Annotated in this window: 10 protein-coding genes; 3 read left to right on the top strand and 7 right to left on the bottom strand. The window is 40.6% G+C overall.

The genetic code is table 11. The features are described 5' to 3' along the window. Positions 1-14 precede the first annotated feature (14 nt). From SJY38_RS17450 to SJY38_RS17430, 5 genes are read right to left on the bottom strand one after another with little or no spacing between them, the layout of a single operon-like run. Positions 15-1,769 carry an ABC transporter permease gene (locus tag SJY38_RS17450; protein ID WP_286744306.1) on the bottom strand — a complete coding sequence of 585 codons (1,755 nt, stop codon included), beginning with the start codon at positions 1,767-1,769 and terminating at the stop codon, positions 15-17. Continuing rightward, positions 1,766-3,043, bottom strand: coding sequence for an ABC transporter substrate-binding protein (locus tag SJY38_RS17445; RefSeq protein WP_377110408.1), 1,278 nt, complete (start codon positions 3,041-3,043; stop codon positions 1,766-1,768). Before SJY38_RS17445 ends, SJY38_RS17450 begins: the two co-directional genes overlap by 4 nt. Further along, on the bottom strand, positions 3,030-3,848 hold the full coding sequence (locus SJY38_RS17440; protein ID WP_286744310.1) for a DUF547 domain-containing protein: 819 nt from the start codon (positions 3,846-3,848) through the stop codon (positions 3,030-3,032). Before SJY38_RS17440 ends, SJY38_RS17445 begins: the two co-directional genes overlap by 14 nt. A 1-nt stretch (position 3,849) precedes the next feature. After that, entirely contained in the window at positions 3,850-6,003 is a 2,154-nt protein-coding gene (locus SJY38_RS17435; RefSeq protein WP_377110407.1) for an FAD-dependent oxidoreductase, read from the bottom strand. Between the two features lie 16 nt (positions 6,004-6,019). Then, complete coding sequence (locus SJY38_RS17430) at positions 6,020-8,374, bottom strand: TonB-dependent receptor (RefSeq protein WP_377110406.1); 2,355 nt, start codon at positions 8,372-8,374, stop codon at positions 6,020-6,022. Between the two features lie 347 nt (positions 8,375-8,721). Here SJY38_RS17430 and SJY38_RS17425 point away from each other — a divergent pair, with 347 nt between their 5' ends. After that, positions 8,722-9,135 (top strand): hypothetical protein, encoded by a 414-nt coding sequence (locus SJY38_RS17425; RefSeq protein ID WP_064387061.1) that lies wholly within the window; start codon positions 8,722-8,724, stop codon positions 9,133-9,135. An 84-nt stretch (positions 9,136-9,219) separates the two neighbouring features. On the opposite strand, the gene SJY38_RS17420 is transcribed toward SJY38_RS17425, so the two are convergent. Continuing rightward, positions 9,220-9,645, bottom strand: coding sequence for a hemerythrin domain-containing protein (locus SJY38_RS17420; protein ID WP_004589589.1), 426 nt, complete (start codon positions 9,643-9,645; stop codon positions 9,220-9,222). Positions 9,646-10,270: 625 nt separating this feature from the next. On the opposite strand from SJY38_RS17420, the gene SJY38_RS17415 reads away from it, so the two are divergent. After that, positions 10,271-10,528: a hypothetical protein gene (locus tag SJY38_RS17415; RefSeq protein WP_273605342.1), complete on the top strand. Its 258-nt coding sequence runs from the start codon at positions 10,271-10,273 to the stop codon at positions 10,526-10,528. Between the two features lie 26 nt (positions 10,529-10,554). Beyond that, positions 10,555-10,773, top strand: a complete 219-nt coding sequence (locus tag SJY38_RS17410) for a DUF6500 family protein (RefSeq protein WP_004589592.1) — start codon at positions 10,555-10,557, stop codon at positions 10,771-10,773. Between the two features lie 10 nt (positions 10,774-10,783). Here the strand turns inward: SJY38_RS17410 and SJY38_RS17405 are convergent, their stop codons facing one another. Then, a complete protein-coding gene (locus SJY38_RS17405) occupies positions 10,784-12,691 on the bottom strand; it encodes a tetratricopeptide repeat-containing diguanylate cyclase (protein ID WP_286744321.1) in 1,908 nt (635 codons plus the stop codon). Positions 12,692-12,707 lie beyond the last annotated feature (16 nt).

Below are 12,707 nucleotides of genomic sequence, written 5' to 3'. Positions count from 1 at the left end.
TTTTAATTTATGGGTTAGCGATGGGCGCTTTTAAAAAAGTACTTAGGTAACACCCACGCCAGTATAAAGCCAATGAGTGGCAATGCCATTTGCATAATGGCATACACCGCACTGGTGCGGCTACTTGCGCCATTAGCAAGGGTAACCGCTTCGGTTGTTATGGTTGCTATGCGCCCGCCACCGGCTAAAAGTGTAGGTAAATATTGGCCAAAGCTAATGGCTAAACCAAGTGCCGCCGCAATTAAAATAGGAGCAAATAACTGGGGTAATTTCACTTGTAAAAATACTTTGCAGGGCGTTGCGCCAAGGCTTGCTGCTACATTAGCAAAGCGAGGGTCTAAGCGCCTATAACTGCTCGCAAGTGATAAAAACACATACGGTAGTACAAACAATAAATGGGTAAATACCACATTAAAAAACGCGGCCTGGTTATTTACTAGTTGTTGCAGCCACACTAGGCCAAATAAAAACGCAATACTTGGTACAAGCAGCGGTAAATAAATAATTAAGCTGGTAAAGCGCGACATGGGTTTGGCACTTAACTGCTCTGACTCTAAGCACAAAAGGGTAATAATAATGGCAAATAACGTAGTAACTAGCCCTATCGCAAGGGTATTAAAAAGCGGGCTTTGCATTTGCATTAGCGCACTTTTAAAGTGAAGTAGCGTGAGCTGATCGGGCAGTGCCGCCGGAAAACGCCAAAACCCCGCAACCGACCACACAATTAAGCCAATTAATGAAAGCAAAATAAAGCCAATTACAAATACTGTTAATACGGTTGTTATTTTTTGCCAATAAACACCGCCATACTCTCGCTCGCCATTGGTGAGTAAATCACTAAATAATGCTTTTATCGCTTTTTCGCCGCCAAGCCAAAGTGCTAGCAAACCGCCAGTAAGGACAAGCTGTAATAGTGCCCCCGCAGAGGCTTTAATACGCAGGTTTAAATCTACATCGTTAAACCAGTGCATTATAGCAACAGCAAGCGTAGGCGGGGTATTTGGCCCCAAAATAAGTGGCATTTCTACACTTGCACTGGCATAAGCCAATACGGCTAAAATGGGTAGACGCAATAATGGGTAAAGGCTTGGTAATATTACTTTAAAAAAAGCCGTCATAGGGCAGTAGCCTAAATTAAGCGCTACTTTATGTTGCTGGCGCAGCTTTTTGCCAAGCTCAGGTTGAGCAAGCACACCTAGCGCCATTAACAGTAAAAAAGGCAGCTCTTTAAGTGTTAAGCCTAAAATTATACTAATTCCAAACGCGTCATGCGGAAACATGCCGTTAGGCGCAAGTTCCCACCCACTAAACCAAGGCGATACTAAGCGCGAGATCATTCCCGAAGGAGCAATTAAAAAACCAACCGCTATAGCCGCTGCCGCGTGAGGAATTACCAGTATGGGACTCAATAAACGCTGAATACGGTTAAGCCACGGGCTATTAAAAAATGCCGCTAAAATCATTAATGTAATGGTAAAGGCTAGTAAGGTACTTATTAATCCGCTGCCAACACTTAGCATAACCATGTATGTTAGGCCGGGTGTTTGCATGAGCATAGTAAAGCCATGTAGGCCAAGTGTTGTATGCTCAAGTACCGGCGCATAACCAAAAGCGGGCAATAGCACGCTAATTAAGCCGCCTATTACAGGTAAAATAAGCAATGCCAGTAAAAAGCGTGGACTTAATGTAACTAATTTACTAAACATATCGGCGCTTTTATGTGGTTTAAGCGTTGGGCTTGCTGCTAACTTATTTGAAACAACACTCATTGGCTTACTCCAAAACGCGCTTGCCACCCTTGCAAAATAGCGTTTACCCAGCTTGGGTGTGGCTCATTTAGCGTGCGTTTAATACTATTTAAAGGCAGGGCACTTGGATGCGGTTGCGTTGTTTTAAATAAAGTTTGTTGCTGTGGAGCTAGCGTTGATTGAATAAGTACGCTTTTATCGCCCCATATAGACGCTTTTTGTTTTTGAGCTTGCGCCTCTGGACTTAATAAAAAATTAGCCACTAACTGCGCACCTTGCTGGTGGCTTGCATTAAAAGGTATGGCTACAAAGTGGGTGTTACTTAAACTGCCATCTTGCATTGCATAACTGCGAATACTTTTTGGTAAATCATAGCGTTTAACGGCTGCGGGCACTTCGGGTGCTGAAAACGTAAACGCTATGCTTAGCTCGGTGTCGCCTACTAAACGGCGCATTTGTGCACCACTTTGCATAAAGTGTTTCCCGCCGCGCCAAAGTGTTGGGTGCAGTTTATTTAAAAAGTCCCATAATGGGTTTAATACTTGGGCTGTGTTTTGTGCAGTAGCTGGCTGATTTAACTGTGCTTTAAGTGTTTCATCACTTTGTTGATGTAGCATAACAAGCGCGTATTTTAAAAAGCTCATGCCTAAAAAGTCAGGTGGCTTTGGGTAACTAAAGCGCCCTGGGTTTTGTGCGCTCCAGCTAAGTAATTGGTTTAGGGTTGTTGGTAGTGTGTTATTTGCAGTGCCGTCAATTGCTAAACTGTCGTAGTAAAAGGTGAGCGATGCTTGGCCCCAAGGTGCTTCCATTCCATTAGTGGGTATTCCAAAATCAAAATTAACAGCGGGGTTATTGCTAGGGTCGGTGTAGCTAAAATTAGGCAGCTTATTAGCCCATTGTTTTAGTAATAATGAGTGCTCGCTCATGGTGGCAAAGTTAGCACCGTTTATCCAAATTAAATCTACGCTGCCTTTATCGTTATTGTTTGCTGATTTTTCGGCAAGTACCCGGCTAACGGCTTCGCTGGTATCACTGAGTTTTACATGTACTAAGTTAATGTTGTATTTGGCTTTTACTTGCTGCGCAGCCCATTGAATATATGCATTTATTTGCGCATCGCCGCCCCACGCATAAAAATATACGCTTTGGTTTTTACCTAAGCTTTCTATTTGTTGCCAACGGCTTTGTAATTGTGTACTTGCTAGGCTTTTAAAGCTAATAACAAGGCAAATGCAAAACGCGACACAGCAAAAGCTGTATCGCGATAATGTTTGCCAACATTTATTGGCGAGCATTTAAATCCCAGTTGTAGTCTAAAAATTTAACTTTCATGTTGTTATTTTTAAGCGCTTTTTGCTGAGCGGGTACCAGTTTTAGTGCTTTAGGGTATTGCAAAAAAAACTGCTGCAGCGTGTTGGCGCCTTTAAAACCTTGTTCAAAATCATCGCCGTACCACTTAAATATTGAAGACACATTTAGCGTGTTACCTTGCGCTATATTGCGGGTTGTATCTGATAAAAAACGCACCGTTTGCGCTTGCAATTGGCTGTCTAAATCAGTGGCAGTGTAGGCTTCTTCACGTAGGGCTGGGCAACCAATACTCGCGCAATTTACAGCAAAGTGAATACGTGGGTCGTTGTATTTACCACTGCCACGTATTAAACCATGCTCTATATCATCAAGGCTGCGCGTTTTACCAAGTAATGGCACAAACTCTTTGCTCCATGGTGAGCTAAAAAAGCTGCCTAAATCTTTAATTGATTTAAGGTTTGGGTATTTTGTTAATATAAGCTCAACAGTAAAGGCATTATACGCATTGATTAAAAACGCAAGTTGCTTCGGTTTTTCCCATGTATCAAACTCGTTTTGCGTAACAGCCGATAACGAATCTAAATAGCTTTTAAGCTCGCTGTGCTTAGCTTTTATTGCTGCGTAATCAACCTCTGTGCTGTGGCCATGATTAATAGCTACAACATGGTTGTTTAATAATGCGTTCCAGCCCTCGTGCATATTTTGAGCTTGGGCCGAAAATGACGTTGCAAACGATGTTGCAAGTAAAGCAGACCCTAACAGTAGCTCTTTTAAAGGTGTTTTAAACATATTAGCCTCTGAGCCATGCGTGGTATTTTTCAAGCATGTTAAGTACTTTTTCAGGTGCGTGAGCGCGTTTCCACTCACCCGCCGCGTACTTATTACCTTCAGCCCACGTAGGGTAGCTGTGAATAGTGCCCAGTATTTTGTTAAGGCCTAACCCGTGTTTCATTGCCAGTACAAACTCAGCAATTAAATCGCCAGCGTGCTCAGAAACCACAGTAACACCGAGTATTTTGTCTTTGCCTTTGGGTGTAATTACTTTAATAAAGCCTTTGGTGGCGCTGTCGGTAATGGCGCGGTCTAGCTCTTCAAATTCAAAGCGAGTGATTTCATAGTCAATGCCTTTATCAATAGCGTCTTGCTCGTTTAAGCCAACACGTGCTACTTCTGGGTCAATAAACGTAGTCCACGGAATAACACGGTAATCTACTTTAAACTTTTTAAGATTACCAAATAAGCCATTTACTGCTGCGTACCAACCCTGATGAGCGGCTACGTGCGTAAACTGATACGGACCTACAATATCGCCAGCGGCAAAAATGTTAGGGTAAAGCGTTTCAAGGTATTCGTTAGTGACTACAGTACGGTTAGTTTCTATACCAAGTTCTTCAAGGCCGTAACCTTTAAGGCGAGCGCTTCGGCCCACAGCACATAGTAGCTCATCGTATTCAATATCGATTTCGGTATCATTATGTTTTACCACAATGAACTTTTTGCCATCGCGCGCTTCACAGCGCAGTGCCTGATGCGAGGTTAAAATGTTTACGCCGCTTTCAATAAGCACTTCGTGAGCAAAGGTAGACACCTCTAAGTCTTCTTTGATCATAATGCGTTCAGCCATTTCAATTTGCGTAACATTTGAGCCTAAGCGTGCAAAACTTTGTGCAAGTTCGCTACCAATTGGGCCGCCGCCAAGTACAACAAGCTTTTTAGGGGCTTCTTCAAGTTCAGCAAATTTAGTCCATAAAGTATCGCTTGTTACATAGCCTGTTTCTTCAATGCCAGGAAGTGGCGGTACAAATGGGCGTGCGCCTGTGGCAATAACAATAGTACGGGCGGTTAATGTTTGCGTGCCGCCATCGTTAAGCTTAATTTCTACAGTCCACGGGTCTAATAATTTACCGTAGCCTTTTACAACATCTACGCCTAGGTTTGTGTAACGCTCAACGCTATCGTGCGGGGCGATGTCGGCAATTACTTTATGTACACGTGCCATTACTTTTTTAAACGAAAACTGCGGTGCCATGTTTTCTAGGCCGTAGTGTTCACCGTGGCGAACTTGCTCAGCAATTTTAGCGCTTTTAATAACGGCTTTACTTGGCACACACCCGTAGTTTAAACAGTCGCCACCCATTTCGCCGGCTTCAATTAGGGTTACTTTGGCTTTAACCGCTGCTGCAATGTAGCTTGTTACTAAGCCGCCAGCACCTGCGCCAATAACAATCATGTTGCGGTCAAACTTTTTAGGTTTAGTATAGTTTTTGTATACACGACGTTTTTTAAACACGTTTAGGATTCCTTTAGCAATGAATGGAAATACACCTAATAAAGCGAATGATAAAATAAGATCGAGCGATAAAATGCCTGATAAGCTCTCAATTTGCGCAAGTTGCGTACCGGCGTTTACAAATACAAATGTACCCGCCAGCATGCCTATTTGGCTTACCCAGTAAAAGGTCCATGCTTTAATTGCGGTAACACCCATCAATAAGTTAATTAAAAAGAACGGAAATACGGGCACTAATCTAAGCGTAAATAAGTAAAAGCCACCTTCTTTTTCAACGCCTGCGTCAATAGCGCCTAAGCGCTCAGGAAAACGTTGTTTAATTGTATCGCGCAGTAAGTAACGCGATACTAAAAAGGCAAGCGTAGCACCTACCGTAGAGGCAAACGAGGCAACCAATAAGCCTTCAACTAAGCCAAATAATGCACCTGCGGCCAGTGTTAATATTGCCGCCCCCGGTAATGAGAGAGCCGTTACCACTACGTATAATAAAAAGAAGCCACCAAAAACCAATAATGGCGACTGCTCTTTATATTGGCTAAATTGATCCATCGAGCCTTTTAAGCCTTCAAGCGTAAGTAACTGGTGTAAATTAAAGTGAAAGAACAAGCCTATAGCCGCTGCTGCAATCAATACCAAAAATAGTTTTTTAATCATGTTCTCTCAACCGCTCTTAAAAATTATGGGTTAGTGTTAATTTTGCGTTTATTGGCAGTTCAGGGAATGCCAATGTTGCGCCAAAGTAACCCCCTTCAAATACTGGGCGCCAGTTTTTTTGATTAGTGACATTGTTTACATCTAATCGCAACTTAGTCCTAGGCGTAAATGCGTAGCTAGTATTAACGTTTAGCGTGTATTGATCACGAATTTTAACTGTTGCTAAAAAGTCTAATGGGTAACTCTTTGTATATAGACCTGAAAAACCCATTTGCCATTTCGAATTAATTGAATAATTTCCGTTAAAACTGAACGATTGCTCAGGAATGCCCTGAACTTGGCGGTTTGAAGGTGCAAACGCGGTAAAACTTGGTGCGCCAACGCCGGTACCTGCAATAATATCTGGGCGTGAATTGTCAAACGCATCGATTACTTGAGCAGAATCTTGACTGCTTGCAGAATTGTCGTAACGAGCGTCTATGTAGCTGTAACCCGCACTTAGCCAATATGGGTAGGCATCGTAAAATACTTGGCTTTCAAAACCTGTAGTACGAATACCTGTATTGCTGCCGTCGCGATTACGTAAACTACGGCGCTGGCTAAATACCGCGCCATCAGCGTACCAGTCTCTGTCGGTTGGGGCGTACTTTAAGCCAAACTCAACTAAGGTGTTTTCGGTTGCAAAATTTTGTGCGCTAATTGTGTTATCGCCGCCAAGTGATGTACCGCCAGCCATACTGTTTGATGTTGCTTCGTTATAACTTGCTGCACCATAAGTGGTGTAATCACTATTTAATTTGTAATTAAAGCTAACTTGGCCAGAATGCAGTATTTCGTTAATGCTGTCGCTTGCGGCAACTTGACCTTGTGGTGCAATAGGGTCGTTTGCTTCTACATCGTAAAAGTCAACGCGGTAGCCCGCACTGGTATGAAGTTTATCGCCCCAATCTGAATCTTGCTGAATAGCAAGCCCTGTTTGCCATGAACGTGAATCGGTGGTGTCTGATAGGTTAAAGTCGCCGCTGCCATCGTTATCTAAATCGTATTGACCACCAGGCGATACAAATACACCTGGGCTTAGCTCTACTAAACGTGCTTTTTGTGCATCGGTTAAGGGAATGCGGCGGTTTGAAAGTGGGCCAGTTAAATCAATAGGTAAATCGGCCTCGGTAGTAAATTGGCTGTAGCCAAGTACTTTGTTATAGCGTACGTCAAAAGCAAAAATTGTTTGCTGGTCACTGTTCCAGCGGTAAGTAAGCTCAGTACGGTTTTGCGCTGTATCAGCGCCGTCTATAATTTCTACAAAGCTGTTTTGGGCTATTTCTTCACGCTGTAAATGCTGAAAATACGTAATGTTTTTAAGTGAGGCATTAGCACTTAGCTCGCGCTTATAAATGCTGTGAATTAAATAAGTTGTAGCTTCGTTTTGGTTATCAAGGTCGGTAAGTACGGTGCTGCGATCTATTTTTACTTGCCCAGTAGGCGATACAATTGAACCCGCTGCTGGTACGGTACTACCATTGGCTTGCACGCCTTGGCCGGTAATATAAAGGCCATCATCAATTAAGGCTTGGGTAGGGCGGTTAATACCAGCGTTGTCGGTAAATTCAACTTGGTATAGCTCAAAGTTAATATCCCAACTGCTTTTATCATCGGGCAATATGCGTAGTGCTGCAAATAAACTGTCGCTTTTTGTACCTGAGTAATCGTAGTAGCTGCCTTCATCGAGGTGCTCGTAACTTACTCTAAGCCCCACTTTATCTTTTATAATGGGGGCAGTGTAATCTACTTGCGCACTGTATTGATCCCATCGCCCCGCTGAGAGTTTAACTTTACCTTTACTTTCATCTGTAGAGGCAGTCTTTGAGTGTAAATTTACAAAACCACCGTTACGTTGGCTTGAGCCAAATAAAACCGGCGGTGCGCCTTTTACTACATCTATTTGTTCTACAGAATTGAACGATAACGGCACGCCAAAGCCATTATTACCTGCTTGGCGGCGTGTACCATCTTGAAAAAGCTCACCCAGTTGGCCACGAATAGTAGGTAAGCTGGGTGCACCAAAGCCACTTGCAGAGTATGTGTTTGGGCTTACGGCTAGTACGTCTTGTAGGGTAGTAATATTTAGTTGCTCTATTAACTCGCTTGAAATAGGCGTTACTGAGCGTGCTATGTCTTGCAGTGCAAGGTTGTCGCCGAAGGGGCCGTTAATAGTGGCATCTTTTACAGAAAGCCCTTGAGATTTAATCGTTTGGCCTGCTACTTCAATACGTTCAATTGAGTCGGTATTAGCTGCAGATTGTGCCGCATGAGCATAAAAATTAGGTGTGAGTGAAGCGGCTATAAAAAGTGCCAAATATGAATGTTTCAAAAGGGTTCTCATTTTGGTTAGTGTGAATGTGGCAATAAAGACCTGCAGCATTGTGAATAACTTTCAGTAAATATTAATTCTTTTTGTTTTTTAGAATGAAACGTTAAAAGCTTAGCACATTGCTCAAAAGCGTTATTCAGTTTTAGGCACTATGTTTTTGTTTTACAAATACTGTAGTTAGTTATTGCCATAATAGGTCGTAATTTATAAATAGCGGTTTTATACGCAAACAAACCAAAAGCAGGGCACCGAATTTATTAAAAAATTATACATTAAGATGAAATAAAATATGTGTTGAGCGGTCTTGCTAGTTTCAACATTAAATTATTTAGTTTTAAGGAAATTTTATGACTGGTACAACAGGTACTGACTTTCAAAATCGTTTGCAGTGGTCGCTTTTTTCGCTACGCCTAGGCGTATTTATTGTAATGATTATGTGGACGTTTGATAAGTTTGTTAACCCTGGGCATAGCGCTCGAATTTTTGAGCATTTTTATGGTATTAGCGGCTCTACAGATGTGGTTGCTTATGTACTGGGGGCGTTACAGCTTATTTTAGTGTTGGCTTTTTTAGTGGGTATTAAAAAGCGCCTTACTTATGGCGTTATATTTGTAATGCACGGCCTATCAACGCTTTCATCTTATAATCAGTATATTGATGGCTTTAATAACTTATTGTTTTTTACAGCGTGGCCAATGTGGGCAGCGTGTTTTGCACTGTATGTGTTACGCGAGCAAGACGTTAAATTTACCATTAAGTAGCGCTGCAAAAAAAAGGTTATAAGCCATACGGCTTATAACCAATAAGTACACAAGGGAGTGTATGGAAGTCGGTTTAATTAATAACTAATGCATGGCATCGTTATACTGTTTAGCTAGGCTTTCTTTTTGTCCTTCGGTTAGGGCTTTACCCGCTAATTGAAATACTTCATGTTCTTCTTCACTTAAATGATGATGCACTAAATGGTGCAACTTTTTAGCTGCAACTAACCAAGCAGATGAGCTCATTTCGGTGTCTTCAAGTTGTTCTATTAATTCGTCAATTTCATGGTGTTCAGCAACGCTGTGGCGTGCTTTTTCGTGCGTTAAATCGTCAAACATAAGTGGGTTATAAAAATAACGCTCTTCAAATTTTGCGTGATCTTCTAATTCGGTTTTTAGCTCGTCCATTAGCTTGTGGCGCTGCTGCGTATCGCCGTGCGTTTGAATAAGGGCATCTACTAACTCGCGTTGTTTATCGTGGTCGTGACGTAGCGCTTCAAAAATATTCATAACTCTTTCCTTGCTGTAATTACTTTATAAACTTTTAAAAAGCAAGCGCAGTGCCAGATTTTAATATGTTGATATAATTGACTTTAATGTACTTTTGGTTGGTTTGGATGGCGTTGCTCTGTAACTTTTACACATAAACAGCTGCAATTTTTTCAGATTAAAAGAGGTGATTGCTTTTGACGCTACATAAGCTTACATATTTTTACTGGTTGGGTATTTTATTGAGGTGGTAAAGTAGCGCATTATTTGGGTACAAGCTGTACATACTTGCCTTACCTATATTTTTATAAAACTTTAGATATTAGGATAGTTTAAGGATGAACTTAAAAAGCCCCACTACAGCATTATTACTGTGCGCGTTATTAAGTGCATGTAGTACAGCCGAGCATTCCGAAGGACGTGTATGCATACAAGAGGCAGAAATGACTGAGCTAAATGGCGCTAAAACAAGCTCAGAGGTTTTCAATGAATGTGTAAGCACTCAAATAAAAAGGATGCTAAAGGCGACACTTTTTTTGATGAAGTTGGTGTGTTTTTTATTGATCTACTTGTTTTAATAGCCGCCTAAGTAAGCAAACTTACAGCTATAATTTTAAGCACAAGGATGCGTACAATAGGATTGAATATGAAAGCGTTTTTAATTGTATTTTCATTGTGTATATTTTTAACTGGCTGTGCGGCAAAGCCTTATGCGGGCTCTGCAAAATGTATGGAGCAAGCTGATATAGCTTATGAAACCAATATACATAAAAATGAGCCGCTAAATAATGAATGCAAAGCTACAAAAGTAAATACGCCTAATAAAGAGTTTGAGAATCATAGTATTGTTGATAGAAGTCTTTTACAGCTAATTGTTAGTTTTTTAAACGGTATATTTAGATAATTAAAATACAATTAAATAAGGTATGTATGCAGGAAGAACTAAAAGCAAAAATTATAGCTGTATGCGATAAAAAAATAGCAGCCAAAGGCGAAAACGTAGGCCTTTCTTTTTACGCTTTTTTTGCAAATAAAAACGACAATCCAGAGCTGCTGATGCAAGCCGCTACGTGGTGGATACACACCCATAAGTTAGATCACTTTGAAAAAGCGATAAAAATAAAACAAATGATTATTGAAGGTGACTAATAACGTATATTTACGCGATTGCTATTTGGTTTCTGCCATTTTCTTTTGCTTTATAAAGTTGTTGGTCTGCACGTTTAATTAGCTCGCTGAGTGAGTCGCTTTTAGCATCACTTATTGCCACGCCAGCACTAAAGGTAACGTGTGTTTTACTTGGCAATGCCTCAATATGACTGCAGTACTGCGCTAACTTATTTTCAAGATTTTCAAAAAAGTTGTTTATTTTATCGCGATTTTGCGTTTTTAAAACAAATAGCCACTCTTCGCCGCCATAGCGCCCAAACTTATCGTTAGTACTTAGTGTGTCTTTTGCTGCTTGAGCAAATTTTATAAGTACTAAATCTCCTATATCGTGGCCAAATTTGTCGTTAATAGCTTTAAAGTAATCTAAATCAACGATGACTATTGCTAGGCTCTGCTGGGATAAACACTCATTTGCTTTTTGCAAAATGCCACGCCGATTTAAGCTGTTAGTTAGGTAGTCGGTTAATGCTATAGCATGGTATTTTTTACGTTGGCGCATTTGGCGGTAAAATAAAAATAGCGACACGATGACTAAAATAAAGGCAATTGAGGCACTTAAGCGCCAAATTATTTTTTGCTGGTGTTCTTCTGTTGCCTGCAGTTTGTTTATGTCTTTTTCGTATTCTAGCTGTAAAATTTTGTCTTCTTTTTCTTTTACTTCAAATTTTACTTGCAAGGTTTTTATATTGGTTTCGCTGGTGGCTTCGTAGTGTTTTATTGTATAAGCCAGCTCATCTTCAATTGCTTTAAATGCATCTTCGGTGAAGTTAAGCTGGCGCTTTAATTTATAGCGTTTGCTTAAAAAATCAGCCTTATAAATGCTGCGGCTAAATTTATCTAGGTTTAAAAATACTTCGTCGTTTACTTGGTTGGCTTTATTTAATAAATTTTGTTTTGTGTAGATGTCTGATAATAAAATCATTGATGCTAAATGCATGTCGTTAATGCCGGCAGAGCTTGCAAGTGCAATGTTTTTGTTTGTAAGCATTAAAGCCGTATCGTAATTACCCTGCAGGTATTGAATATTTGCAATAGAATATTGAGCGAAGGCTAAACCTTTTTTCATATTAACTTTGCTAAAATAAGCCAGCGCTTTATTTAAGTATACAAGCGCGTTTTTAGGCTGACCGACCTCAAGTAATACGTTTCCTAAACTCCAATAAGCTTTAGCGGTAAATAGGCCGTCGCTTGTTTGCTCGTAGGCATCTACCGCTTTTTGGGCGTAATAAATGGCTTTTTCTTTATCATCTTTGTAGAGGTAGTTGTAAGCGTCGGCAATTTTTCTAAAAAAGTAGCCCTGCGAGGCTATGTCTTCTTCTTTTATGGCAAGCTCTAAACCTGTTAACGCCGCACTTAGCGTTTTTTTAAGTTCGTCGGTTTCGGTGTAGTAATAGGCTATAGCCCGAAAAACAATGATTTGTTCGTTAGGAGAAAGCTGTTTTACCTGCGTTTGCAGTTGATTAGCAAGCGATTGCGCATTACTTAACTCTTTGTTAATTGCGAAAAGCTTAAGCTGAGCCTCTAAAAATAGTAAGTGACTGTTTTTATATGTTACAAGCTCAGTACTCTTTAAATACATTAGCAAATGGGTACCTAGCGCGGTGTATTGTTCTTGTCGAAAAAGTAGCTCTGAATATAAGGCAGCCGCTTCAAGGTGCAACTGTTTATGCTTTGTATGTTTAGTGACATTATAAGCGTGGGTTAGTTGTTTTTGGTGTAAAAGGTAATCTAGCTTGTTGGCTTTAATATCACTAAGCAGGCTTTGGATTGATTTTATATCAGATGAAGTTAGTGAAGAGCTATTGGCAAATGTAGCACTACTTGGTAGTAAAAATAACAGGAGCACAAAAAAGCGAAACCACACTATATTGATTTTTATTATTATATTGTTCGTCATTTATTTTTTTACTGAA

The organism is Pseudoalteromonas sp. R86517 (assembly GCF_042466295.1).
In the GTDB taxonomy this organism is placed as follows: Bacteria; Pseudomonadota; Gammaproteobacteria; order Enterobacterales; family Alteromonadaceae; genus Pseudoalteromonas; species Pseudoalteromonas atlantica.
The sequence above is the reverse complement of the archived record's forward strand: the minus strand, read 5'-3'. Positions and strand labels throughout refer to the sequence as shown.

Bases quoted from the DNA above. Each gene is read 5' to 3' on its own strand.
- SJY38_RS17450 (WP_286744306.1), bottom strand. From the start codon at position 1,769: ATGAGTGTTGTTTCAAATAAGTTAGCAGCAAGCCCAACGCTTAAACCA.
- SJY38_RS17445 (WP_377110408.1), bottom strand. From the start codon at position 3,043: ATGCTCGCCAATAAATGTTGGCAAACATTATCGCGATACAGCTTTTGC.
- SJY38_RS17440 (WP_286744310.1), bottom strand. From the start codon at position 3,848: ATGTTTAAAACACCTTTAAAAGAGCTACTGTTAGGGTCTGCTTTACTT.
- SJY38_RS17435 (WP_377110407.1), bottom strand. From the start codon at position 6,003: ATGATTAAAAAACTATTTTTGGTATTGATTGCAGCAGCGGCTATAGGC.
- SJY38_RS17425 (WP_064387061.1), top strand. From the start codon at position 8,722: ATGACTGGTACAACAGGTACTGACTTTCAAAATCGTTTGCAGTGGTCG.
- SJY38_RS17420 (WP_004589589.1), bottom strand. From the start codon at position 9,645: ATGAATATTTTTGAAGCGCTACGTCACGACCACGATAAACAACGCGAG.
- SJY38_RS17415 (WP_273605342.1), top strand. From the start codon at position 10,271: ATGAAAGCGTTTTTAATTGTATTTTCATTGTGTATATTTTTAACTGGC.
- SJY38_RS17410 (WP_004589592.1), top strand. From the start codon at position 10,555: ATGCAGGAAGAACTAAAAGCAAAAATTATAGCTGTATGCGATAAAAAA.
- SJY38_RS17405 (WP_286744321.1), bottom strand. From the start codon at position 12,691: ATGACGAACAATATAATAATAAAAATCAATATAGTGTGGTTTCGCTTT.